General features: G+C 36.5%; 26 protein-coding genes and 1 pseudogene. 12 read left to right on the forward strand and 15 right to left on the reverse strand.

The features are described from left to right. Positions 1 to 122: 122 nt before the first annotated feature. A complete protein-coding gene (locus H3Z85_02590) occupies positions 123 to 377 on the reverse strand; it encodes a hypothetical protein (protein QPQ52396.1) in 255 nt (84 codons plus the stop codon). After that, a pseudogene (gene lptB, locus H3Z85_02595) lies at positions 367 to 1,427 on the reverse strand (LPS export ABC transporter ATP-binding protein). Before lptB ends, H3Z85_02590 begins: the two are co-directional and overlap by 11 nt. Positions 1,428 to 1,575: 148 nt before the next feature. Here lptB and H3Z85_02600 point away from each other — a divergent pair. Then, a complete protein-coding gene (locus H3Z85_02600; GenBank protein ID QPQ52397.1) occupies positions 1,576 to 1,869 on the forward strand; it encodes a TM2 domain-containing protein in 294 nt (97 codons plus the stop codon). 69 nt (positions 1,870 to 1,938) lie between these two features. Beyond that, positions 1,939 to 2,112, forward strand: a complete 174-nt coding sequence (locus H3Z85_02605) for a hypothetical protein (GenBank protein QPQ52398.1) — start codon at positions 1,939 to 1,941, stop codon at positions 2,110 to 2,112. A 78-nt stretch (positions 2,113 to 2,190) separates the two neighbouring features. Here H3Z85_02605 and hemB read toward each other — a convergent pair whose 3' ends face one another. Next, the gene (gene hemB, locus H3Z85_02610; GenBank protein QPQ52399.1) at positions 2,191 to 3,180 is read right to left on the reverse strand and encodes a porphobilinogen synthase; all 990 of its coding nucleotides are present in this window, start codon (positions 3,178 to 3,180) and stop codon (positions 2,191 to 2,193) included. Between the two features lie 118 nt (positions 3,181 to 3,298). Here hemB and H3Z85_02615 point away from each other — a divergent pair, with 118 nt between their 5' ends. The 3 genes from H3Z85_02615 (at position 3,299) to H3Z85_02625 (ending at position 5,981) form a co-directional block, all read left to right on the forward strand. Continuing rightward, the gene (locus H3Z85_02615) at positions 3,299 to 3,649 is read left to right on the forward strand and encodes a T9SS type A sorting domain-containing protein (GenBank protein QPQ52400.1); all 351 of its coding nucleotides are present in this window, start codon (positions 3,299 to 3,301) and stop codon (positions 3,647 to 3,649) included. A 104-nt stretch (positions 3,650 to 3,753) separates the two neighbouring features. Next, positions 3,754 to 4,665, forward strand: a complete 912-nt coding sequence (locus H3Z85_02620; protein ID QPQ52401.1) for an ABC transporter ATP-binding protein — start codon at positions 3,754 to 3,756, stop codon at positions 4,663 to 4,665. A gap of 5 nt (positions 4,666 to 4,670) precedes the next feature. Then, positions 4,671 to 5,981 carry an ABC transporter permease gene (locus tag H3Z85_02625; protein ID QPQ52402.1) on the forward strand — a complete coding sequence of 437 codons (1,311 nt, stop codon included), beginning with the start codon at positions 4,671 to 4,673 and terminating at the stop codon, positions 5,979 to 5,981. Between the two features lie 90 nt (positions 5,982 to 6,071). Here H3Z85_02625 and H3Z85_02630 read toward each other — a convergent pair whose 3' ends face one another. The 9 genes from H3Z85_02630 to H3Z85_02670 all read right to left on the reverse strand — a co-directional run bounded on the left by H3Z85_02630 (position 6,072) and on the right by H3Z85_02670 (position 14,423). Then, positions 6,072 to 6,743: a PorT family protein gene (locus tag H3Z85_02630; protein ID QPQ52403.1), complete on the reverse strand. Its 672-nt coding sequence runs from the start codon at positions 6,741 to 6,743 to the stop codon at positions 6,072 to 6,074. Positions 6,744 to 6,758: 15 nt separating this feature from the next. Then, positions 6,759 to 7,631 (reverse strand): succinate--CoA ligase subunit alpha, encoded by an 873-nt coding sequence (sucD, locus tag H3Z85_02635; protein ID QPQ52404.1) that lies wholly within the window; start codon positions 7,629 to 7,631, stop codon positions 6,759 to 6,761. 90 nt (positions 7,632 to 7,721) lie between these two features. Then, positions 7,722 to 8,288 (reverse strand): hypothetical protein, encoded by a 567-nt coding sequence (locus tag H3Z85_02640; protein QPQ52405.1) that lies wholly within the window; start codon positions 8,286 to 8,288, stop codon positions 7,722 to 7,724. Beyond that, complete coding sequence (locus H3Z85_02645; GenBank protein ID QPQ52406.1) at positions 8,288 to 9,187, reverse strand: UDP-3-O-(3-hydroxymyristoyl)glucosamine N-acyltransferase; 900 nt, start codon at positions 9,185 to 9,187, stop codon at positions 8,288 to 8,290. The genes H3Z85_02640 and H3Z85_02645 overlap by 1 nt, the downstream gene beginning before the upstream one ends. 66 nt (positions 9,188 to 9,253) lie before the next feature. After that, positions 9,254 to 9,820, reverse strand: a complete 567-nt coding sequence (efp, locus tag H3Z85_02650) for an elongation factor P (protein QPQ52407.1) — start codon at positions 9,818 to 9,820, stop codon at positions 9,254 to 9,256. An 85-nt stretch (positions 9,821 to 9,905) separates the two neighbouring features. Then, positions 9,906 to 10,703: an acyl-ACP--UDP-N-acetylglucosamine O-acyltransferase gene (gene lpxA / locus H3Z85_02655; protein ID QPQ52408.1), complete on the reverse strand. Its 798-nt coding sequence runs from the start codon at positions 10,701 to 10,703 to the stop codon at positions 9,906 to 9,908. After that, positions 10,704 to 12,101 (reverse strand): bifunctional UDP-3-O-[3-hydroxymyristoyl] N-acetylglucosamine deacetylase/3-hydroxyacyl-ACP dehydratase, encoded by a 1,398-nt coding sequence (locus H3Z85_02660; GenBank protein QPQ52409.1) that lies wholly within the window; start codon positions 12,099 to 12,101, stop codon positions 10,704 to 10,706. Beyond that, complete coding sequence (lpxD, locus tag H3Z85_02665; protein QPQ52410.1) at positions 12,094 to 13,125, reverse strand: UDP-3-O-(3-hydroxymyristoyl)glucosamine N-acyltransferase; 1,032 nt, start codon at positions 13,123 to 13,125, stop codon at positions 12,094 to 12,096. Before lpxD ends, H3Z85_02660 begins: the two co-directional genes overlap by 8 nt. Before the next feature lie 71 nt (positions 13,126 to 13,196). Continuing rightward, positions 13,197 to 14,423, reverse strand: a complete 1,227-nt coding sequence (locus tag H3Z85_02670; GenBank protein ID QPQ53828.1) for an HD domain-containing protein — start codon at positions 14,421 to 14,423, stop codon at positions 13,197 to 13,199. Positions 14,424 to 14,713: 290 nt separating this feature from the next. Between H3Z85_02670 and H3Z85_02675 the strand changes: the two genes are divergently transcribed. The 6 genes from H3Z85_02675 to xth all read left to right on the forward strand — a co-directional run bounded on the left by H3Z85_02675 (position 14,714) and on the right by xth (position 20,102). Beyond that, a complete protein-coding gene (locus H3Z85_02675) occupies positions 14,714 to 15,031 on the forward strand; it encodes a hypothetical protein (GenBank protein QPQ52411.1) in 318 nt (105 codons plus the stop codon). Further along, positions 14,983 to 16,347, forward strand: a complete 1,365-nt coding sequence (locus H3Z85_02680; protein QPQ52412.1) for a peptidase S41 — start codon at positions 14,983 to 14,985, stop codon at positions 16,345 to 16,347. The genes H3Z85_02675 and H3Z85_02680 overlap by 49 nt, the downstream gene beginning before the upstream one ends. A 131-nt stretch (positions 16,348 to 16,478) precedes the next feature. After that, the gene (locus H3Z85_02685) at positions 16,479 to 18,023 is read left to right on the forward strand and encodes a PglZ domain-containing protein (protein ID QPQ52413.1); all 1,545 of its coding nucleotides are present in this window, start codon (positions 16,479 to 16,481) and stop codon (positions 18,021 to 18,023) included. Between the two features lie 545 nt (positions 18,024 to 18,568). Beyond that, entirely contained in the window at positions 18,569 to 18,946 is a 378-nt protein-coding gene (locus H3Z85_02690) for an MliC family protein (protein QPQ52414.1), read from the forward strand. A 101-nt stretch (positions 18,947 to 19,047) separates the two neighbouring features. After that, the gene (locus H3Z85_02695) at positions 19,048 to 19,338 is read left to right on the forward strand and encodes a GTP cyclohydrolase (protein QPQ52415.1); all 291 of its coding nucleotides are present in this window, start codon (positions 19,048 to 19,050) and stop codon (positions 19,336 to 19,338) included. Next, the gene (gene xth / locus H3Z85_02700) at positions 19,338 to 20,102 is read left to right on the forward strand and encodes an exodeoxyribonuclease III (GenBank protein ID QPQ52416.1); all 765 of its coding nucleotides are present in this window, start codon (positions 19,338 to 19,340) and stop codon (positions 20,100 to 20,102) included. The genes H3Z85_02695 and xth overlap by 1 nt, the downstream gene beginning before the upstream one ends. Positions 20,103 to 20,171: 69 nt before the next feature. Here the strand turns inward: xth and H3Z85_02705 are convergent, their stop codons facing one another. Together H3Z85_02705 and H3Z85_02710 are read right to left on the reverse strand one after the other, a co-directional pair. Next, positions 20,172 to 20,543: a septal ring lytic transglycosylase RlpA family protein gene (locus H3Z85_02705; GenBank protein ID QPQ52417.1), complete on the reverse strand. Its 372-nt coding sequence runs from the start codon at positions 20,541 to 20,543 to the stop codon at positions 20,172 to 20,174. A gap of 527 nt (positions 20,544 to 21,070) precedes the next feature. After that, a complete protein-coding gene (locus tag H3Z85_02710; GenBank protein QPQ52418.1) occupies positions 21,071 to 21,808 on the reverse strand; it encodes a hypothetical protein in 738 nt (245 codons plus the stop codon). 105 nt (positions 21,809 to 21,913) lie between these two features. Here H3Z85_02710 and H3Z85_02715 point away from each other — a divergent pair, with 105 nt between their 5' ends. Then, the gene (locus H3Z85_02715) at positions 21,914 to 22,087 is read left to right on the forward strand and encodes a hypothetical protein (protein ID QPQ52419.1); all 174 of its coding nucleotides are present in this window, start codon (positions 21,914 to 21,916) and stop codon (positions 22,085 to 22,087) included. A 105-nt stretch (positions 22,088 to 22,192) separates the two neighbouring features. Here H3Z85_02715 and H3Z85_02720 read toward each other — a convergent pair whose 3' ends face one another. Continuing rightward, positions 22,193 to 22,498 (reverse strand): hypothetical protein, encoded by a 306-nt coding sequence (locus tag H3Z85_02720; GenBank protein ID QPQ52420.1) that lies wholly within the window; start codon positions 22,496 to 22,498, stop codon positions 22,193 to 22,195. Positions 22,499 to 22,814: the final 316 nt, after the last annotated feature.

Genomic DNA, 22,814 nt, shown 5'->3' on the forward strand with positions numbered 1-22,814 from the left:
GTAACGGTTCTGTTAAAAGGTTTAGCCATAGAAATCATATTTAAATAAAAACGTACCGCTTTCAAAAGAAAAAGGTACGTTTTTATTATTATTTTAAGCTCGTTAATTTATTATTTTAGCTTTTATTTTTTCAAAGTTCCATCACCATTAATATATTTAAACTGAAAATCCGGATGGGCAATTGCTCCACCCATAGTTACAAAGCTTTCCCATAATCCAGACCAATCCTCAAAATCTTTTTCATCAGGAGTATCCCAAAGAATGATTGTAGAAGATTCGTGCTCTTTACAATTAGTTAAAACACCGTATTCCTGATCAAGAATAACCTTCGATCCAATTGTAATATTCTGAATAAAGTCTTGGATTTTATCCTTCATACATATAAGTCGTAAGATAATGTAATTCTTTTTACTGGCTTCCTTTGATTCAGCTTCTGCCTGCTCTTTCGAATATTGCGAATTGATTTCTTTTTTCTGGAAAACAAATGAATTATTGGCATTCTTATCGACCACATCATTAAAAATATGTTCAATTTCTGAATTTGCCAGTGATGCAAAACTGATATCTTCAAATCCGTACATCAGCCTAAGGTCGTCAAACTGTTTGAAGTTTTCATTTACAAATCCCTGGAACTGGGCTTTAGAATCAAAATTACCTGCCCAGATATTGTAGGCATATTTTTTATTTTTGGGTTTATCTAAAATACTCTGGTACACGAAATTCTCTCCAAGATAAGCTTCTCTTACCTGCGGATCGTTGGCAAGCTCTTCGGGAAGTCCTTCTTTAAGGATCTTTCCTTCAAACATGATATATGTTTTGTTGGTAATTGCTAAAGTCTGCTGTACATTGTGATCGGTGATAAGGATTCCGATATTTTTGTCGACAAGACTTCTCACGATTTTCTGGATATCTTCAACAGCAATAGGGTCTACTCCGGCAAAAGGCTCATCCAAAAGAATAAAGTTCGGGCTTGTCGCAAGGCAGCGTGCTATTTCTGTTCTACGTCTTTCTCCTCCGGAAAGAAGATCTCCCCTGTTTTTGCGGACATGCTGTAAGGAGAACTCCTCAATCAGCTCATCACATTTGATTTGTTGTTCACGCTTTGAAAGATTGGTCAATTGCAACACTCCCATGATATTCTCTTCCACAGATAATTTTCTGAAAACAGAAGCTTCCTGAGCGAGATACCCGATGCCTTTCTGGGCTCTGCGATACATCGCATCTGTAGTGATCTCCTGCTTATCCAGAAAAATTTTTCCTGAGGTGGGCTTAACCAACCCTACGATCATATAAAACGATGTGGTTTTACCTGCTCCATTGGGACCCAGCAAACCAACAATTTCTCCCTGTTGAACCTGTACAGAAACGCCTTTTACAACTTTTTTAGGACCGTATTCTTTGATTAAGTTTTCTCCGCGTAAAATCATAGGGCAAATATATCAAAAATATAAATTCACTTTATATCAATATAAGTTTTGTTTATCTGAAATTCAATTCCCGTCTGCTTCGTACGGTGTAACATTTGATGATTTTCAATTACTTATACTATTACGGAATCCTTTAAAACATTAAGAAATGGAAAATTACGGCTATACTAAAACAGAAAATACCGCCAGTCAGCAAAACGATATTCCTTACCGCTCAGAAAAGAAACTTCCTGCGGCCCTGTTGGGAATTCTTGTAGGTTGGCTGGCTTTAAATAAATTTTATCTAGGATATACCAAAGAAGGTATTATCCAATTGGTCCTGAACATTGTGACTTGTGGCATTGCTTCTGTCATTCCTTTTATTGAAGGGATTTTATACCTGTTTATGACTGACAAACAATTTGATGACACCTATGTATACGGAAGAAAAGGCTGGCTATAGATGAGTGTTCAAATCAATGTGATATATTTTATTTAATTTAGATCAACTCACTCAATAAAATATTCACTCATGAAAAAATTAACAAAAAAAGAATTAAAAGGAATCAAAGGAGGTTATTATTATACCTATCCTGATAAAAACGGAAACTGCTTTCCGGGGTGGTATCTGTGTCCGACAAAAATTTGTCTTTTAGATCACCCTGAAAATCCCATACGCCCGGAAGATCCTTTCTGTCAGGGTTGATAATGAAAGATTATCCCAGATTATTATTATAAAAGGCTGTCTCCTGAGACAGCCTTTATTTTTATAGGAAATTATGCCTTATTTATTCAACAATATGGCGGCTTCTTTAGCAAAATATGTAAAGATCATATCTGCTCCTGCTCTTTTGAAACACGTAAGACTTTCAATAATGGTTTTATCATTATCCAGCCAGCCGTTTTGAGCTGCAGCTTTTACCATTGCATATTCTCCACTTACATTATAAACCGCAATAGGAAGATCGATCGCTTCACGCACTTTAGAAACAATATCAAGGTAAGGAAGCCCCGGTTTGATCATGATCACATCGGCACCTTCGTCGATATCTTTATAGACTTCGTTTAAAGCTTCACGGGTATTGTGGAAGTCCATCTGATATGTTTTTTTATCCTTCGGAATTTCCATGTCGTCTTTTGGAGCGCTGTCCAGAGCACTTCTGAAAGGTCCGTAGAATGAACTTGCATATTTAGCTGCATAGCTTACGATTCCTACATCTGTAAATCCGCTTTCTTCCAATGCTTCTCTGATCACAAGCACTCTCCCATCCATCATATCACTAGGTGCTACCAGATCAGCTCCTGCTTCCGCATGGGATACTGACATTCTGGCCAATGCGTCATTGGTAGCGTCATTTAAGATTTTTCCGTTTTCAATGATTCCGTCGTGTCCGTAGATAGAATAGGGATCTAAGGCCACATCCGGCATAACAACCATTCCCGGAACGGCATCTTTAATGGCTTTGATGGTATTTTGCATCAATCCGTCTTTGTTCCAGGCTTCTTTTCCTGTATTGTCTTTCAGGTGATCAGACACTTTCATGTACAAATTGACCGCTTTTACGCCTAAAGAAAATAATTCCTTACATTCCTTCACTGTTAAATCTATGCTTCGCCTGAAAATTCCAGGCATCGATGGGATCGCCTCCTGCATGTTTTCGCCCTCCATTACAAAGATTGGCATTACAAAATCATCAGTTGTAAGAAGAGTTTCTCTTACCAAACCTCTGATAGATTCATTAACTCTAAGTCTTCTATTTCTTGAATGTATCATTTTGGAATACTTTTTGAATAAGTTTGTACAAATTTACTACAAGTTCTGTAAAAAAGTATTGTACGAGATTGTAGATTTTTTTATATTTGTTATAAACATTCGAGAAATTATAAATTTGATGAAAAAACTTTTACTTTTAATTTTATTTTTAGGCACTTTTGTTGGGTTTTCCAACAATATGCAAGCTCAGCTAAAAGAGCCGGGATCCATCACTCAGAAAGCTGATGATGGTGTATTGCTTGCCTATCCAAATCCTGCAAAGGATTTCCTTATCATTAAGGCAAAGGATTCTTCTTTAAGAATCAAAAGCGTGACTTTTTATTCAATTTTGGGTATGCAGGTCGCCAATTATACAGTCAATATGAATTCCGGAGAGATTAATATTGAAAAATTAAAACCCGGAAAATATCTGATTCGCTATATTTTAAGTGACAATACGCAAAAAGTTACTCAAATCGTGAAACAATAAATTAAAATCCTGATAATCATCAGGATTTTTTCTTTTACATGAATTCCTTCTAATAATTCCGTAACTTTCAGGACTTTTTTATACTAATTGTAAAAGAACATTTAATGTTAAAAGCTGAACATATTAAAAAGACCTATAATGCCGGTAAAAAGGTCGCCCTGGATGATTTCAGCATCCACGTTCCCAAAGGCAGCATTTATGGCCTTTTAGGACCCAACGGAGCCGGAAAGACATCCTTTATCCGTATTATCAACCAAATTACTCAGGCAGACTCAGGAGAAATCTTCATTAATGGGGAAAAACTGAATCCCACACATATTAAAGATATCGGATATATGCCGGAAGAGAGAGGCCTGTATAAAAATATGACTGTAGGTGATCAGATCCTTTACTTTGCAGAACTTAAAGGAATGCATAAAACTGATGCGCTGAATGAAGCCAAAAAATGGTTTGATAAACTTAATATCGACCAGTGGTGGAAGAAAAAGCTATCTGAACTTTCTAAAGGGATGGCACAGAAGATTCAGTTTGTAGTCACAGTACTTCACCGGCCACATCTTCTGATCCTCGATGAGCCGTTCTCAGGTTTTGATCCTGTAAATGCTAACCTGATTAAAGATCAGATTATTGATCTTAAGAACAACGGCACCACCATTATCCTTTCAACCCACAGAATGGAAAGTGTGGAGGAAATGTGTGATTATGTTGCGCTCATCAACAATTCTAAAAAAATTATAGACGGAAGAGTCTTTGATGTAAGAGAAAAATTCAAGAAAAATATATTTGGGATTACCCTTTCAGAAATCAATAATGAGCAATTTGAAAATTTCAGGGAAAGGTATGAGATATTCAATTTCTCAAATGAAAATAACCTTGTTTCCTTTGACCTGAAAAATGAGACTGACCAGAATCACATTCTTCTGGATCTTGTGCGTGTAGGTAAGGTGAGATCATTCGACGAAAGGATTCCCAGTATGAATGAAGTGTTTATTAATGCCGTAAGTAATCATTCTTAATTTTTATGAATAATATTTTTTTAATTACAAAGAGAGAATTTCTTACACAGGTTAAGAAAAAATCTTTCATCATATTGACATTGCTTGCACCTGTTCTGATCATAGCTTTCGGAGCGGTGATCGGACTGATGTTTAAAGCCAACGAGTCTCACAGTATTATAGAAGTTGTAGACAAAAGCGGACTTTTTACCAACCAGTTTAAGTCTAACGATAAGGTTGATTATGCATTTGTATCAGCTGCAGATGAAAAATCAAAGATTAATACTCTAAAAAGCAATGAATCTATTGCAGGTATTCTTATTCTGCCGGAATTAAAAAACAATAATTTTGATGAATTGGAAACGGGAGCAAGATTGGTAGTCAACAGTAAAATAGGACTTGATACAAAGCAGAAAATCGTTTCCGATATCAGTAATGTTATTAAAAAAGAAAAAATAAAGCACCTAGGTATCCAGGAAGCACAACTGATTGACCTTGATAAAGGGTTTAGCCTTAAGACTATTAATGTTTCTGATAATAATAAGGAGGATTCTGATCTTGCTTTTGGGGTAAAAACCGGGCTTAGTATGATTTTGATGTATGTGACCTTTATGTTTATCATCATTTACGGGGTCCGAGTTATGCGAAGCGTATTAGAGGAAAAAAACAACCGCGTGGTGGAGATCATTATTTCTTCTGTTAAGCCTTTTGAACTGATGATGGGGAAAATCCTGGGGGTAACACTGGTTGCCCTTACTCAGTTTGTCATTTGGATTACGATGTCTGTAATCGGAGCTATAGTTTTGAATACAGGTTTTTCTCCAGTACCGAAAAATATTCCGGGTGGAAATGAGCAGATGGCAAGTAAACTTGATGTTTCACAACTGGCTACTCAAATCTCTCACAGCTTACTGGAAATGAATTTCCCGTTAATTATTTTTGTATTCATCATTTTTTTCCTTTTGGGATATATTTTCTACAGCTCGATCTATGCTGCAATAGGCTCCGCAGTAGACAATGAGACAGAAACCCAGCAATTCACTTTATTTGCCGTTTTACCGCTGATGCTGGGGATGTATGGAAGTTTCTCATTAATGAACAATCCTGACGGTCCGTTGGGCTTCTGGCTATCGATTATCCCGTTTACTTCACCGGTTGCCATGATTGCAAGAATTCCTTTCGGAGTGCCGGCATGGCAGATTGCCTTATCAATAGTGCTGTTACTGGGAACAACGATCTTCATGATTTTCCTGGCAGGAAAAATCTATCGTGTGGGTATTCTGATGTATGGGAATAAAGCTACCTTAAAAGAAATCTGGAAGTGGATTAAAGGCTAGTGAAATACCAGAAAAATAATTGGTTACAGACTAAAATATAAAAATCCCGGAAATTACTTTCCGGGATTTTTTATATTCTTAATAAATGATTTATTTGAATATGTAGCTTAAAGAAAGGGCTAATACCTGCTCTGATTTTTTCTTATCAGTACCTCCTCTTTCTTTTGCAAGACCAGGATAGGTATCAGAAAGACCTAAATCATATTTAAGAGCGACTTCAAGCTGTCTTTTATAACTGTATCCGACACCCAGTGCAAGTCCCCAGTTAAAGTTTTTTGCTTTACCGTTTACTCCTGATGGTTGTGTAGGATCAGTAACATCCGGATCATAATAAGGTCTTCCTACAGGAGCATCTTTTACGTTCTGGTTTACCAGAAAGTTAAATCTCGGACCAATTAATCCAAAGAATTCTGATGCAGCTTCTGAAAAGTATCCTTTAAAATAAAGAGGGACGCTTAGGTAGTTATTTGCATATACTGCATCATAACCATCTTTTCCTTTAGCATCTTTATCTTTACCCGTTTCTCCGGCACCGTAGTATAAAACTTCGGGTTGTATAAAGAACTGATTGCTTTTTCCTACGGGAATTAAAGCCAAAGCTCCACCTTGAAAAGCGTATCTTGGGCCTGAAGGATTATGGGCATTGGCTACTCTGGAGTAGTTCAAGCCTGCCGTAACCCCGAATCTTGTGCTTTTCCATTGAACTTGCGCAAATGACAAAGCAGAAAGAGTTAAGGCTGAGGCTAATAAAAGTTTTTTCATATGTTTTGTTTTATATTATCCTAGAACTTTCGCTACAGTAGCACCGATATCAGCAGGAGAATCAACAACGTTGATGCCGTTTTCTCTCATGATTTCCATTTTTGCCTGAGCTGTATCTTCTGCACCACCTACGATAGCACCAGCGTGTCCCATTGTTCTTCCTTTCGGAGCTGTTTGTCCAGCGATGAAACCAACAACCGGCTTAGTAGATCCGCTTGCTTTGTACCATCTTGCTGCTTCAGCTTCCAGACCTCCACCGATCTCACCGATCATTACAACCGCTTCAGTTTCCGGGTCATTGATGAATAATTCTAAAGCTTCTCTTGTGGTTGTACCAATGATTGGGTCACCACCGATACCGATTGCTGTAGAAATACCGTAACCTGCTCTTACTACCTGATCAGCTGCTTCGTAAGTAAGGGTTCCTGATTTTGAAACGATTCCAACTTTTCCTTTTTTGAAAACGAATCCAGGCATAATACCAATTTTAGCTTCTTCAGAAGTAATGATTCCAGGGCAGTTTGGTCCGATTAATCTGCAGTCTCTGTCAGCAATATAAGATTTTACTTTAACCATATCAGCTACAGGAATACCTTCAGTAATACATACAATTACTTTGATACCTGCTTCAGCAGCTTCCATAATAGCGTCTGCTGCGAATGCCGGTGGTACAAAGATGATACTTACGTTTGCTCCTGCTTTTTCAACGGCATCAGCTACTGTATTAAATACCGGTTTTCCTAAGTGCTCGCTTCCCCCTTTTCCAGGAGTAACACCACCTACTACGTTTGTTCCGTATTCAATCATCTGACCTGCATGGAAAGTACCTTCGTTTCCAGTAAATCCTTGTACAATTACTTTAGAATCTTTGTTTACTAAAATTGACATTTTATTGTTGTTTTAATTTATTTATTTTCAGTTTATACGTCAGACAAAAATAATGATTATTTGTCGTTAAAAAAATTTTTGAATCTGATTTTATTCATCATATTTTTTCAACAGATTGATCAAATCTTCATCCTTCAGTCTGTTATAATTTATATTTTCAATAAGCGGCTCCAGCTCCGGTTTATCCGCCATTAATTCTTTTAATTTCTTTCTGTTATTGACAAAAAGATTTAAAGGTTGTCTTATATCTCCTTTGAATAAAACGTCTGAAGTGAGGGTTGAACCATCATAACCGTGACGTCTATATGCCCTCACCCATTTTATTTTTTGACCGTCGTATAGAAGTTCAACCAAAGTTTTTGAGGATTCTGCCGGAAAATAAATGAAAGTTCTCGGTTTATTTTTAAGATCCGTAAATTCTATTTTTTGAATTTCAGAAGCGGGATATTTAATTGTTTTCCCATTTTCCAAGATTTTAATTTTCCTGTCTGCTACGGCTATCTCATCAATCAGATCACTCTCAAAAAGATTGGTTCTGAAAGGAATTTCAGCTTCTACAATTCTATTATCATTAAATAAAATTTTAGATTTGATATCTGATCTCTGTGCAAAACTTACGGCATAAATAAAAAGAAATAGTACTGTTAACTTCTTCATTACAAATTTCTCAGTTTTACTTCTTTTTTCAGATAAGTTTTGAAATCTTCAGCAAACATCCCGATGTAGGTGCCTTTTTCCAGGTCTCTGTTGACTCCTGTTTTTCCTAAAAGTACGGATCCTGCTTCTACTTTCTTACCGGAAGCAATACCGACCTGCCCCCATAATGTGACTTCGTCACCAATGATACAACATCCCGCAATTCCTACCTGTGAGGCAATAAGACATTTTTTTCCGATCACGGTATCGTGTCCGATCTGAATCTGGTTGTCCAGTACAGAACCTTCTCCGATTACTGTAGAATCAGTAACTCCTCTATCAATTGTACAGTTGTTTCCAATTTCAACATTATTCTCAATGACAACATTTCCTACGGAGATCAGACGGTCAAAGTTGCCATCCAGTTTTCTATAGTAAAAAGCATCGCCACCAAGCACAGTTCCGGACTGAATGATCACGTTGTCTCCTATTTCAGTTCTGTCACCGATGACAACATTAGGAAAGATCAGGCAGTTTTTTCCGATCTTCACATTATTTCCGATCACTGCAGAAGGGTGTATTTTTGTTCCGTCCCCGATTTCTGCATCATGAAGTTCTTCTGTGAAATTATATATTCTTGTAAAATGAGTATTGATCTTATTAAAATCTCTGAATGGGTCATCAGAGACAAGAAGAGCTTTTCCTTCAGGACATTCAACTTCTTTATCAATTAAAATAATGGTAGCTGCGGAATTTAATGCTTTGTCGTAATATTTAGGATGGTTGACAAAAACAATCTCTCCCGGTTTCACCATATGAATTTCGTTGGAGCCCAATACTTCAAAGTCTTCCGGACCAACAAATTTTGAGCCTATTAAATCAGCAATCGTTTTAAGCTTTTGCGGAGAATGGAATCTCATAACAATAGATTTTCTTATAAAACAAAATTCGGAATGCCAATGCAAACCGAATTTATGTAAATTGTATTATTCTTTTACTCTTTCTAAGTAGCTACCGTCTTCGGTGCTTACTTTAATTCTGTCACCAGGTTCAATAAATAAAGGAACCATCACTCTTGCTCCTGTTTCAACGATCGCATTTTTAAGAGCATTGGTTGCTGTATTTCCTTTCACTCCCGGATCAGCCTCGATTACATCAAGGTAAACTGATTGTGGAAGTTCAGCAGAAAGAGGAGTTTCATCAACTTCTTTCAGAATGATTGTTACTTCTTCCCCAGCTTTCATAAACTGAGAGTTCTCAATCATTTCTTTATTTAAATATAATTGAGAGAAGTCATCATTATTCATGAAGTGGAATCCGTTCTCGTCATCATAAAGATACTGGAACTTTCTTGTGATTACTTTTACTTCTTCAATTTTGTGTCCTGCAGAGAAAGTATTATCAATTACTTTACCGTTTGTTACAGATTTTAATTTAGTTCTTACGAAAGCTGGTCCTTTTCCAGGTTTTACGTGAAGGAACTCGATTACTTTAAAAATATCATTGCTGTACTCGATGCAAAGCCCTTTTCTGATATCGTTACTTGTTGCCATTAGTATATATTATCTTTTTTCTTAATTTTTTATTGGGCCATCAGCAGATTGCGTATTGCCATTCAGCCTGTGAGCAATTTTGTTGTTACTGGTTGCTTTCTTTGCTTGTTCCGTATCCTTTTACAATACCTCTTGGAGAGTTTTGAATAAATTGTAGAATTTCGTCTCTCTCAGCTGTTGGCAGCATTTCTTTTTCAATATGCGCCATTGCCTGAGAAACATTCATTTTCATTTGGAAAATCGTTCTGTAGATTTTTTGAATTTCAAAAATCTTTTCATTGGTAAATCCTCTTCTTCTTAATCCAACAGAATTGATTCCTGCATAAGACATTGGCTCTCTCGCTACTTTCACATAAGGCGGAATATCTTTTCTTACCAGAGTACCTCCGGAAATCATTACATGTTTCCCTATTTTACCAAATTGGTGAACAGCTGATAAACCTCCCATTACAGTATAGTCTCCAATCTCAACATGTCCTGCAATACCGCAGCCATTTACAATGATAACATGATCTCCAATCACGCAGTCATGTGCAATGTGTGAGGTTGCCATAATAAGACAGTTTGCTCCTATTTTGGTATGTCCTAAGGCTTTTGTACCTCTGTTTACCGTAACACATTCTCTGATGGTCGTATCATCACCGATAATTACCTGAGTATCTTCACCATCAAACTTCAGATCCTGAGGAATTGCAGAGATTACAGTACCGGGAAAAATCCTGCAGTTTTTTCCTATTCTTGCTCCATCCATGATGGTAACATTCGGACCGATCCAGGTTCCTTCTCCAATTTCTACGTCCCCAGCAATTGTAGTAAAAGGTTCTACAATTACATTTTTGCTGATTTTCGCGCGTTTATCTACGGCTGCTAATTGATGGATCATTTAATCAACTTTATTTTTTGCAACTTGAGCCATAAGCTCTGCTTCTACTGCCACTGTATCTCCTACATATCCATATCCTTGCATGTGAACGATACCTCTTCTGATAGGTTCTATCAATTCAATTTTGAAAATAAGAGTATCTCCGGGAATTACTTTTCTCTTGAATTTCACTTTATCAATTTTAATGAAATACGTAGAATAGTTTTCAGGATCCGGAACGCTTGCTAACACAAGAATACCTCCTGTCTGAGCTAACGCTTCTACCTGAAGAACTCCCGGCATCACAGGTTCTTTTGGAAAATGTCCAACGAAGAAGGGCTCATTCATGGTTACATTTTTCAATCCTACCACATGGGAGTCTGAAAGTTCAAGAACTTTATCGATCAATAAGAACGGTGGTCTGTGAGGCATAAGCTTCATAATTCCGTTAATATCGAATACCGGCTCTTTTGTAAGATCAAAATCCGGAACGTTTTTCTTTTTCTGCAATTTCCACTGACGGTTTAATTTTTTAGCAAACTGAGTATTCACATAGTGCCCCGGTTTGTTGGCAATAACTTTTCCTTTTATTTTCACTCCTGCTAAAGCCAGATCACCTATTACATCTAATAATTTGTGTCTTGCAGCTTCGTTCGGATAGTTTAGGTTCAGGTTGTCAAGAATTCCGTTGGGTCTGATAGAAACATTATCTTTACCAAAGGCTTTTTTCAGTTTTTCTGTAGTTTCAGGGGTAAGATCTTTATCTACATATACAATAGCATTAGAGATATCACCTCCTTTGATTAATCCGTGATCCAAGAGCATTTCCAATTCGTGCAGGAAGCTAAATGTTCTTGCCGAGGAAATTTCGTCTTTAAATTCGGAAATATTTTTAAGAGTGGCATTTTGGGTTCCTAACACTTTAGTCCCAAAATCAACCATTGTTGTTACTTCGTAAGTATCTGACGGGATAATGGTAATCTCCGAACCGGTAGCCGGATCACTGTAAGTAAGAACTTCTTTTACCACCAGATATTCTCTGGCTACATTTTGATCTACCACACCAACGCTTTCGATAGCTTCTACAAAGAATTTTGAAGATCCATCCAGAATCGGAGGTTCAGAAGCATCCATTTCTAAAACCGCGTTATCAATATCACAACCTACCAAAGCTGCTAAAAGATGTTCGCACGTGGTAATTTTCACCCCTAGTTTTTCTAATGTCGTTCCTCTTTCTGTCGCTACAACATAATTTACATCTGCCTCAACCTGAGGATGCCCCTCAAGGTCTGTTCTTACAAATACGAAACCTGTATTTTCTTTTGCAGGTTTAATGGTAAGTTTTACTTCTCTACCAGTATGAAGACCAATTCCAGAAAGAGTAACCTCTTCCTGAAGTGTTTTTTGCATATCACTCATTAGTATTATCTTTTGAGGTATTCTCAAGATTATTTATTCTGCTTACAATTTCAGTAAAGTTTCTGAAATGAACATAGTTTCTCAAATAGTCATTATAGCTGATCGCCGGTGAACCATACAGTGTTTCTTTATCATTTACACTGGAATTCACGCCACTCTGAGCCTGAATTTTCACCTGATTACCTATTTTGATATGTCCTACGATGCCTACCTGACCTCCAATCTGGTTCCAGTCTCCGATAACGGTTGAACCTGCGATGCCGGCTTGTGCCGCAATGACGTTATTCTGTCCTATTTTTACATTATGGGCAATCTGGATAAGATTATCGATTTTGGTTCCTTTTCCGATAATGGTAGAACCTATGGTTGCTCTGTCTATACTACAGTTGGAGCCGATTTCAACATCATCTTCAATAATGACATTCCCCAGTTGTGGTATTTTCTTAAATCCTTCTGCCGTTGGCTGAAAACCAAAACCATCACCACCTATGACGGTATTGGAGTGAATAACACAATTATCTCCTATGATGCAATAGTCGTAGATCCTGGCTCCGCTGTCTATTTTACAGTTTTTGCCGATTTTCACTCCTTTTCCTATATAAACGTGAGGATAGATCTGTGATCCGTCACCGATTTTAGCTTTCTCCGAAACGTAGGTAAACGCTCCGATGTAGGCTTTTTCACCTATCACGGCTGTATCATGAATAGAAGAACCGTTCTCGATGCCTTCTTTTCGTCCTTTCATTTCCTGATATAAATTCATCAGAATCTGAAAAGAAAGATACGCATCCTTTACAACGATTACGGTAGGGGTATAATTATTTTTAGCTAAAAGCTTTTCCGAGACGATAATTACGGAACATTTTGAGGTATCAAGATAATGTGAGAATCGATCTTGTGCTATAAAAGAAAGATGCCCTGATTCGCCATTTTCAATTGGTGAAACCCCAGTAATAAGTGCATTCTCGTCACCTATTATTTTTCCGTCGATAAAACTTGCAATTTGCGAAGCTGTAAATTCCATATTCTGCAAAGATAAGAAATTCTATAATTTGCAAACATTTTTTGATTTGAGATCGTGAATTTTAATATTCTTTAAGAATCTATGCGCGAAATATCTCTCGGAAACATAAGGATGTAGCGTGTGGTCTTATTGACCATTAAGCCTGATAAAAGCTGGTCTTCCGACTCATGCAGCTTCATTTTCTTACCGTTTTTCTGTAATAAATAGATGGGCTGTTTTTCTGTATCGTATGGTAAAAGTTTTCTTTTTATCTCATGAACAAGTTCAGCTGCGTTATCTATTCCGAAAAATTCATTTGTTTTCTTTATTTTTTCTTCAATGTTTTCTGCAGTAAACGGATGTGAAGAAATAATTGTTTTCGGCAAATTTCTCTGAATCACACATTTACACCAATAAGACAAAACAAAGTCTTCAGAATTCTGCCATTCTTTCATAGCCTGAATAACATCGTTATCATCAAGCTGCGTAAATCTTTGTACATCTTCGTCCGTAGCTGCACCCTTGTTTCGGTATAAAAAATATTTGAGATGATCTGTCGCCGGAAGCTCAACTCCCTGAGAGATCAGATACTTAGCCCGCTCAAGAATCTTAACCAAAAGAAACTCAGCCAAAGCAGAGGTCTTATGATAATAGACCTGCCAGTACATGAACATTCTGGCTGTCAGGAAATTTTCAATGGAATAAATTCCTTTGGCGTCAATCACCAGTTCTCCTTCTTCACACACATTCATCATAGAAACGATGCGCTGGGTATTAATATTCCCTTCGGAAACACCGGTAAAGAAACTGTCTCTTTTAAGATAATCAAGCCGATCCACATCCAACTGGGAAGAAATCAGCTGGTTGAAAAATTTCCTGTGGTATTTTCCCTGGAACATTTCAATAGCCATTGACAGCTGACCATCAAATTCATCATTAAGCTTATTCATCAATAGCAATGAAAGGTTTTCGTGATGCCAGTCGTCCATCAGCATACTTTCAAGTGCATGGGAAAAGGGACCATGACCAATATCATGCATTAAAATAGCCAGCATTGCCCCTTTTTCCTCTTCTTCGGATATTGTAACGCCCTTTTGCTTTAATGTTTCCAATGCTGTAAACATCAGGTGCATTGCTCCCAGGGCATGATGAAATCTGGTATGGGTAGCTCCGGGAAAAATCAGGTTCAGCAGCCCCGTCTGCCCGATTCTTCGCAGCCTCTGAAAATAAGGATGTTCAATGATATCAAATAAAATTTCGTGAGGTATTTTGATAAATCCGTGAACGGGATCGTTGATGATTTTTAGCTTGTTCTGCATTGAAAGGTCAATATTAGTAAACAAAGTTAGGAATTTTAAATTTGAAGGATGATTAAATTGATATTAAAAGGAGCGCAGTCAAAGAAAGAGCGCTGAAACATACTTCCTTCAACTTACAATGATCAATAATGGATCTTAACGACAGCTGATTTCCAGACATTAGCAATTATACTTTGCTCTCCCTTCGAGTGCCCTGCTTCCAATCTCTTTTGGTTGTTTCAATTATTCATCAAAAAACCCTTGTGGTTATTGCATTAATCACCTATCTTTGAGAAAACTCAATTCTTTTGATGAGAAAATATTCTCTTTTCATTTTTTTATTTTTTTGTCTTCATTTTTCCGCACAAGCAGTATCAGAAACCCAGAAACTGGAATCTCTATGCAGAATTTGGGGATTTCTGAAATATTATCATCCCAAAGTAGCTCAAGGGCGTTTTAACTGGGATCAGCAACTCTTCCAGAAAATAGATGAGCTTAAAAGCATTGATGATAAAAAAGAGCTGAATACTTTATATGCCGAGTGGATCGACAGTCTTGGAAAGATAGAAACCTGCTCAGAATGTTCAAAAAAAATGATAAAGTATATTTTCTCAAAAATTTCGATCTGAGCTGGATTGAAAATAACGACCTGTTCAGTAAAAATGTAACCAAAAAACTTCATTACATAGAAAACAACAGAAATCTCGGAGAGTCTCTTTATCTAGGGAAAGGCGGCCGAAAGATATATTTCAGAAATGAAAATTCATACGGTTCAAGATTCACATCTCAATCGATCAGCTTGCTGGAGCTGTTCCGGTATTGGAATTATGTAGAATATTTTTTCCCTTACAAATATGAAACCGACCAAAACTGGAATAGTGTTTTGACAGAGATGATTCCAAAGTTTCTTAATAGTGACAGTGATGAAACTTATCATTTGACATTGGCGGAACTGGTCACAAAAACTGACGACTCCCATGCCTATCTTTTTTCAAAAGAGATCAGTCTTAACCAATATGGTAACAGAAGGGTTCCTGTAGAATATTCGTATGCGGAAGGAAAATTGGTAGTTACAAAAATTAATTCCACTGCGTTTGAAGAGAAAACACCTTTACTTGTGGGAGATGTCATTTACGATGTTAATGGTAAAACAATTCCTCAATTGGTTAATAGTTTTGGGAAATATGTTCCGGCTTCGAATTCCTGGGGAAAAATAGAGAAAGTAAAAAGCCATTTCCTTTCAACCAACAGAGACTCCATTTCTATGAAAATTGAAAGGGGCGGTCACAATTTATCCATTACCTCCCGAACATATTTTGCAAAAGATATTATCCGTACCCAAAATAAAAGTCCCGAAAACTGGAAACTTTTAGAAAAGCAGATCGGCTATGTGAATATGGGAATTCTCAAAAAGGAGGACCTGGATATGATGTACAAAAACCTGCAATCGACCAGGGCTATTATCTTTGACCTCAGAAATTATCCCAACCAAACGATTGAACCTTTAAGCCAACTTATACTCCCGGAAATAGCGACTTACTATCTGTTCACATTTCCGGAAACCGATTACCCAGGAAAATTTTACAGCAGGAAAAATATTATTGGCCGAAGAAATAAGGAATACTACAAGGGTGATGTTGTCGTATTAGTCAACGAAAGTACACAAAGCCAGGCTGAGACCACAGCAATGATGCTAAGGCAACATCCGAAAGCTAAATTGATCGGGAGCAATACCTCGGGAGCAAATGGAGATGTCATCACTTTCAAAATTGCCGGCCTCGATACACGCTTTACGGGGCTTGGCGCGTACTATCCTGATGGCAGAGAAACACAAAGAATCGGGATTATTCCTGATATCATTGTGAAGCCTACTATACAAGGGATCCGGGAAGGAAAGGATGAAGTATTGGAAAGAGCTTTGCTCTATATAAAAACGAATAATTGACCGTAGCCAAAAATGAAATACCTAATCGCATTTTCATTTAACTATTATTTAACTTTTAAACATCCTAATTTGTGAGATTTTAAAAGGAATTGGTCAACATTTTGATAGAATAATCATGTAAAAAATAAATTATGTCAGAAAAGATATTATGGATCGATGATGAAATAGATTTACTTAAACCTCATATCGTATTTTTAGAAAAAAAGGGCTACAATGTAACTCCTGTTAATAATGTAAATGAGGCTTTGGAACTTATGGATTCAGAGAAATTTGCCTTAACATTAATTGATGAAAATATGCCTGGGATCTCCGGGCTTGAAGCTATTCCTATGATCAAGGAAAAAGACAATTCCTTAAAAATAGTTATGGTGACCAAAAGTGAAGAAGAACATATCATGGAAGAAGCCATAGGTTCCCAAATCGCTGATTACATCCTGAAACCGGTAAATCCTAACCAGATTTTACTTTCATTAAAGAAAAATCTTCAGCAGGATAATCTGGTAGAACAAAAAACTATCTTACAGTACCAGCAGGAGTTCAGAAACCTTTCTATGGAACTTTCTTATCTGAGAACGTATCAGGAATGGGCTGAGTATTATAAAAAGATCCTAAGCTGGGAGATTAAGTTTGATAAAGTAGCAGATAATGAGTTTGCCGACCTTTTACAATCGCAAAAGGAAGAAGCTAATATTCAGTTTGCCAAGTTTATTGAAAAAAACTACGCTGACTGGCTTACCGACTCAGATAAACCTCTTATGAGCCACACGCTTTTCAAGGAAAAAGTAAAACCGGAAGTTGAAAAAGAGAAGGTGCTTTTGCTGATGGTCGACAACCTCCGTTATGATCAATGGAAGGTAATCGAGCCGTTATTTACAAAATATTACAATAAAATATCTGAAGATTATTACTACAGTATTCTTCCTACCGCGACACAGTATGCAAGAAATTCTTTCTTTGCCGGTTTAATGCCCTCGGAAATCGAAAAACGTTTCCCTGATAAATGGTTCAATGATAATGAGGAGGGAAATAAAAATGAATATGAGCGTGATTTCCTGGAGGACCAAATGAAAAGAATCGGTCTTGGATCAAAATCCATGAAATATTTAAAGGTTTTGAATGCTGATTTTGAAAGAAAAATCTATGACGATTTCAACCAGCATAAAAACAATGACCTTCTGGTTATCGTCTACAACTTTATCGACATTTTATCCCACGCCAAAACAGATAATCATATCGTAGATCAGCTCATCCGTGATGATAAAACTTTCCGTTCTCTGACTTTTAACTGGTTTGAAAATTCTTCATTATTGAAAATCATCAAAACGGCAGCAGAAAACGGTTACAAGCTGGTTATTACTACCGATCACGGAACGGTATATGTGAAAAAGCCAAGCAAAGTGGTGGGTGACAGAGAGACCTCTACCAATATCAGATATAAAACCGGTAAAAGTCTGACCTATGACGACAGCGATGTATGGGCAATCACCAACCCTGAAAAACTCTTCCTTCCCAAAGGAAATTTAAGCTCGAAATATATTTTTGCCAAAAACAATATATTCCTGGCTTATCCTAAAAATTATAATCATTTTGTAAATTACTATAAAGAGACCTATCAACATGGTGGAATCTCACTGGAAGAATGTATCATTCCTATCAGTGTTTTAGAACCCAAGTAGTTTTTTCATAGTTTATTTAATTTTGGGTATAAAGCGGAAAAAATCGAATGATTTTTTCCGCCTTTTTATAACGGCCTCTATAATACGGTTTGCCAGATCCCCTACTCTTTTAGTATTTCTTAAACCTAGTTCTCTATCGTCCTTTCTTTTACCGGAAAATCAATCCGGCAATTTTCCCCCTCCACCATTAACTGAAAAAGAACTACCTAATGGAACGGCAATCCCATAAGCAGTACTGCTTATGGTAAAGGTAAGTTTACCATTGCCAACAGCCATTTAAGAATAGTTATTTTGACATCAACCGTATTGAAACCATACATTTTAATCCATTGATCAGAAGGACAATCGTAATAATAATTTCCACGGGCATTGATATCAATGGTCTGCCCCACCCTTTATATGTGGGGTGGGAGCAGCTTTCACAAAAACCATCTCTTCATCCTGATTCTGACCATACACTCCATTTTGGTAGGCATCATAGATTTACCATTATTTTAAGGCACTCATTTTGCATACTAGAAGACAACTTTAATAAATATAATTTTATGAAAAAACACATTTTTATTGCGACAGCATTTGCTGCCTTATTTTTAACCTCATGTAATAAAGAAAAGCAAGCAACAGATTCTGCTTCTACTCCTGTAGACAGTGTTGCTGCTAAGCCGTCAGATTCAGCAGCTGTTTCAGGAGCTCAGGATGAAATTGTAAAAAGTACTTCGAAAGACAGCAGTGGAAAAACATTGGATATGACTTTCAATAATACCAAAAATACAGCTACAGTAGTTTTCAATAATGAATCAATTGAACTGCAGGGACAAAAACCTGCATCAGGAATATGGTATAAAAATGATCATTATGAGCTGAGAGGTAAGGGTGAAGAAATAGAACTTACAAAAGACGGTAAAACAGTTTTTAAAAAATAAAATCACTTACTTAAACTATAAAAAGTCGGCTTTGAAATTCAAAACCGGCTTTTTTATTTCCGCCTCTTTTTTATAGTTCATATTTTTGTAAAAAATAAATCATGTTTATTATCTCGCTTACCTATAAGAGTTCTATTGAAAATATAGAAAAACTTATTCCCGAACATACTATTTTCCTCCACAAACATTATGACTCTGGACAGTTCATTGCCTCAGGAAGAAAAGAACCAAGAACAGGAGGGATCATTATTGCTAAAGCAGCCTCTAAAAAGGAGATTGAACAGATCATCACTGAAGATCCTTTTTATATTCAAGAGGTTGCAGATTATGCGATCACCGAATTTATTCCATCCAAATACGACGAAAATTTTAAAACATTTATAAAAGACTAATGAGATTAATTACATACAATGTTAATGGAATCAGGGCCGCATTTACAAAAGATTTTTTAGGCTGGTTAAAAACTGCTGATCCGGATATTATCTGCATCCAGGAAAGTAAAGCGGGAAATGACCAGATTGATATTGAAAGTCTTGAAAAATTAGGATACCACAGTTACTGGCATTCTGCCGTAAGAAAAGGCTACAGTGGAGTCGGTATAGCGTCAAAAATAAAGCCCAGGCATGTAGAGTATGGTTGCGGTATTGAAAGCTACGATAATGAAGGAAGAATCATTCGTGCTGATTTTGACGGATATTCTGTAATTTCTGTATATGTACCTTCTGCGTCCAATATAGAGCGGCTGGATTTTAAAATGCAATTCTGCCATGATTTCTTAGCGTATATTAAAAATTTAAAAAAGGAGATCCCTAACCTAATTATTTCGGGTGATTTTAATATATGTCACGAAGCAATCGATATTCACGATCCTGTTCGCTTAAAAAATGTTTCCGGGTTTCTTCCTATGGAAAGAGAGTGGATGACTAATTTCATCGATGAGTGCGAACTGATTGATGGTTTCAGGTTCTTTAATAATGAACCGGAAAATTATACCTGGTGGAGCTACCGTCAGAACTCAAGGGCTAAAAATAAGGGTTGGAGATTAGATTATACTTTTGCTTCTTATAATTTAAAGGAAAAGCTCAGCAGGGCGGTTATTTTGAAAGAAGCTGTTCATTCCGACCATTGTCCTTCTTTACTGGAATTGGATGTGTAAAATATCGTAATATACCATAACACAAAAGCCAGCTGGAATCAGCTGGCTTTTTTAATTTAAATCATAAAATTAATCGACAATTTCATATTCGACCGGAATTGTACCATGACTGATATCTCCGATCTCGTCGAACGCTGCTTTAGACATATCTAAAGATCTTGATGAATGGAAAGGCCCTCTGTCATTAATTCTTACTATTACCTCTTTTCCATTTTTAAGGTTGGTTACCTTAACGTTTGTTCCAAACGGAAGCGTTCTGTTTGCTGCAGTAAACTTTGAGTTATCAAAGATTTCTCCGCTAGCGGTTTTTCTACCGTTAAATTTATCGTGGTAGTACGATGCATAACTTGTTTTTTTCGCATCTAAGGCATTATTCGTGAAAGAATAAATACCCAGGGTTGAAATCATCATTATGATTACGAGAATGAATCTTTTCATCATGTTGAACTTTTATTGGTTTTGACGGAGCAAATGTATCAGGAATCTCCTTAACTCCCTATTTAATTTGTTAAAAAAAGTTAATAAAACCATAAATAAATGTTAACAACCCTTGTAACCCCCTATGGATAGGGATTTTAGACCACACTGTTAAAAAGTGTTAAAAAAACAGCTAAAAAGTTAACAGAATTAACTACTTTGCGCATAATTTAAAAAAATAAATTTTATAAAATATTAATAATCAATAGTTTACGTAAATTGATATTTTTCTAAAAAAGTTATGTTTTATTTTAATGCAAAAACCGGTCCTTTTTACCGCTGTTATTTTGCACTACAGACTATGAATGTAAACCACAATATAAACTTCATAAACTCCATGAACATTGAAAGACTGTTTTATCCCGTTCAATATAGTAGATCACATACTATATTAATAAATACAATACCGCCAGATTTTATTACCCAGTAATAAAAACAAAAAACCAATGAGAGGGAACTCATTGGTTTTTATATGTAATTAATTAAATTTATTATTTAAGGTATTCTAATACATAATCATATGTACCAGATGGATACACTACCGACATACTTGGAGAACCAGTAACTGCGTTACCTGCAGTAGTCGCAATAGTATAAGAATATAAACTTCTGTCATAAACCGTGTTGGTACCCGCTTTATAAATAGTGATGCCATACATAGCACTCATTCCTGCAGGTGCCGGAATATTTACAGCAGTAGAAGTACCACTAGCTGTGAAAGTTCCTTTGATTGCATATACCTGAGCATTATTTACCTGAGTATTTGTAATGGTTTCAGTAGGAAGGATATTCACTTTTCCAGCATTCGCATTACCACCAAGCGGTCTCCATACCCCTGGCTGTACTGAACTTGTAGTAGAACCTGTTGGGTTATAATAATAGTAGAATCCCGGAGTTACAGCAGTAGCAGTTGAAGATCTTTGTCCTGTGGTTAAAGTAGTACCTGTTGCATTGTTATAAACAACCATACCATCAAACCAAGTAGGGAAAGTACTTCCATCAGCAAGAGAAGTATCAAATTGGAAATTGACCAAGTCTACACTTGGCACAACAATTCCTTTTCCTACGTTTGCACCAGCACCAGCTTCTGTACTAAAAGCAGAACTAAGGTCGATTGCAACGTTAGAGTTATTAATAGCAGCATTTTGTGCTCCGTTATTAAGGCTTACCTGCGCATTTACTAGAGAACCAAAAGCAACAATAGCTAAAAAATTAAATATATTTTTCATCTTATTCTTAAGTTTTAAAAGGGTTATTTCTGAGGTGAAGACCAAGTAGTTCCTGTCCAAACGAATTCAATACCTCTGTTTTGGTTAACAATTAAGTTTCCTAATATGGTAGGAGGTGTATCTCCTGCTCCGTTAGTAAACGTTAATGCTGTTGCTGTTGTATTGTTATTAATTACTTTAATAATACGCCCGATATCTGCAGGAGTATTTGTAAGGGAAGGAAGTGTAATAGCAACACCCGTAGTAGCTCTGGTAACGATAACGTTATCTGTAGACTGAAGAGTATACGTAGGGTTGGTTACAATAGTAGCATTTCCTCTGATACCTTCGTATCTGGAAACACCTCCGCCTCCACCTACAGCTACCCAAACGGTATTGGGAGCATCATAGTAATAAAACCCAGTTGCGGTAACATTTGCTGTTTTTCCAGCTGCAGTACCGTCTAAGCGTCGTCACGAATGTAAGCGCACCATTTTGTGCAGTTACATAAGCGCCATCTTTAGCTGCTAATTGAGCTCTTGTTAAACGAGGGACTAGCAAGGCATCAGGTCTTGTATTATCTGTAGTATTCGCTACTACATCTAAAGTTGCGGCTGGTGTGGTCGTGTTAATCCCCACACGCCCCTGCTGAGCCTGGGAAAGTGCCGAAAGGCAAACCAGCATAGTTGCTGTTAATAAAAATTTTTTCATAAGTTTTTAAAGATTTTAATTACATTATTTTTCATCAATATTTTCACAAGGAAAAAACAAATCAATGAGTGATTAACATCATAAAGCTAATATAAATAAAAATATATTTGGATCAAATATAAGCTTCATTTTGGTAAATAACTTATTGAAAGCACATGATTTAAAAACATTGCTTAGTGCAAATTTAAGACATAATTTTCTAATTTGAATACTTTATGAAAGAAAATTAAATTTTCTTAACATCAGCAAGCATCAATTCATTGAAAACCAGCAATATAAAAAATACACCAGAAAATATTTAAGTTAATTTTGTTTA

This window comes from Chryseobacterium indologenes, assembly GCA_016025055.1.
Lineage (GTDB): Bacteria > Bacteroidota > Bacteroidia > Flavobacteriales > Weeksellaceae > Chryseobacterium > Chryseobacterium indologenes.

Bases quoted from the DNA above. Each gene is read 5' to 3' on its own strand.
- H3Z85_02620 (QPQ52401.1), top strand. From the start codon at position 3,754: ATGTTAAAAGCTGAACATATTAAAAAGACCTATAATGCCGGTAAAAAG.
- H3Z85_02710 (QPQ52418.1), bottom strand. From the start codon at position 21,808: ATGAAAAATATATTTAATTTTTTAGCTATTGTTGCTTTTGGTTCTCTA.
- H3Z85_02690 (QPQ52414.1), top strand. From the start codon at position 18,569: ATGAAAAAACACATTTTTATTGCGACAGCATTTGCTGCCTTATTTTTA.
- H3Z85_02670 (QPQ53828.1), bottom strand. From the start codon at position 14,423: ATGCAGAACAAGCTAAAAATCATCAACGATCCCGTTCACGGATTTATC.
- H3Z85_02600 (QPQ52397.1), top strand. From the start codon at position 1,576: ATGGAAAATTACGGCTATACTAAAACAGAAAATACCGCCAGTCAGCAA.
- sucD (QPQ52404.1), bottom strand. From the start codon at position 7,631: ATGTCAATTTTAGTAAACAAAGATTCTAAAGTAATTGTACAAGGATTT.
- H3Z85_02660 (QPQ52409.1), bottom strand. From the start codon at position 12,101: ATGAGTGATATGCAAAAAACACTTCAGGAAGAGGTTACTCTTTCTGGA.
- H3Z85_02645 (QPQ52406.1), bottom strand. From the start codon at position 9,187: ATGAGATTCCATTCTCCGCAAAAGCTTAAAACGATTGCTGATTTAATA.
- H3Z85_02705 (QPQ52417.1), bottom strand. From the start codon at position 20,543: ATGATGAAAAGATTCATTCTCGTAATCATAATGATGATTTCAACCCTG.
- H3Z85_02715 (QPQ52419.1), top strand. From the start codon at position 21,914: ATGGTAGGAGGTGTATCTCCTGCTCCGTTAGTAAACGTTAATGCTGTT.
- xth (QPQ52416.1), top strand. From the start codon at position 19,338: ATGAGATTAATTACATACAATGTTAATGGAATCAGGGCCGCATTTACA.
- lpxA (QPQ52408.1), bottom strand. From the start codon at position 10,703: ATGATCCATCAATTAGCAGCCGTAGATAAACGCGCGAAAATCAGCAAA.
- H3Z85_02605 (QPQ52398.1), top strand. From the start codon at position 1,939: ATGAAAAAATTAACAAAAAAAGAATTAAAAGGAATCAAAGGAGGTTAT.
- H3Z85_02675 (QPQ52411.1), top strand. From the start codon at position 14,714: ATGAGAAAATATTCTCTTTTCATTTTTTTATTTTTTTGTCTTCATTTT.
- H3Z85_02720 (QPQ52420.1), bottom strand. From the start codon at position 22,498: ATGAAAAAATTTTTATTAACAGCAACTATGCTGGTTTGCCTTTCGGCA.
- efp (QPQ52407.1), bottom strand. From the start codon at position 9,820: ATGGCAACAAGTAACGATATCAGAAAAGGGCTTTGCATCGAGTACAGC.
- H3Z85_02625 (QPQ52402.1), top strand. From the start codon at position 4,671: ATGAATAATATTTTTTTAATTACAAAGAGAGAATTTCTTACACAGGTT.
- H3Z85_02615 (QPQ52400.1), top strand. From the start codon at position 3,299: ATGAAAAAACTTTTACTTTTAATTTTATTTTTAGGCACTTTTGTTGGG.
- H3Z85_02680 (QPQ52412.1), top strand. From the start codon at position 14,983: ATGTTCAAAAAAAATGATAAAGTATATTTTCTCAAAAATTTCGATCTG.
- lpxD (QPQ52410.1), bottom strand. From the start codon at position 13,125: ATGGAATTTACAGCTTCGCAAATTGCAAGTTTTATCGACGGAAAAATA.
- hemB (QPQ52399.1), bottom strand. From the start codon at position 3,180: ATGATACATTCAAGAAATAGAAGACTTAGAGTTAATGAATCTATCAGA.
- H3Z85_02695 (QPQ52415.1), top strand. From the start codon at position 19,048: ATGTTTATTATCTCGCTTACCTATAAGAGTTCTATTGAAAATATAGAA.
- H3Z85_02685 (QPQ52413.1), top strand. From the start codon at position 16,479: ATGTCAGAAAAGATATTATGGATCGATGATGAAATAGATTTACTTAAA.
- H3Z85_02630 (QPQ52403.1), bottom strand. From the start codon at position 6,743: ATGAAAAAACTTTTATTAGCCTCAGCCTTAACTCTTTCTGCTTTGTCA.
- H3Z85_02590 (QPQ52396.1), bottom strand. From the start codon at position 377: ATGAAGGATAAAATCCAAGACTTTATTCAGAATATTACAATTGGATCG.
- H3Z85_02640 (QPQ52405.1), bottom strand. From the start codon at position 8,288: ATGAAGAAGTTAACAGTACTATTTCTTTTTATTTATGCCGTAAGTTTT.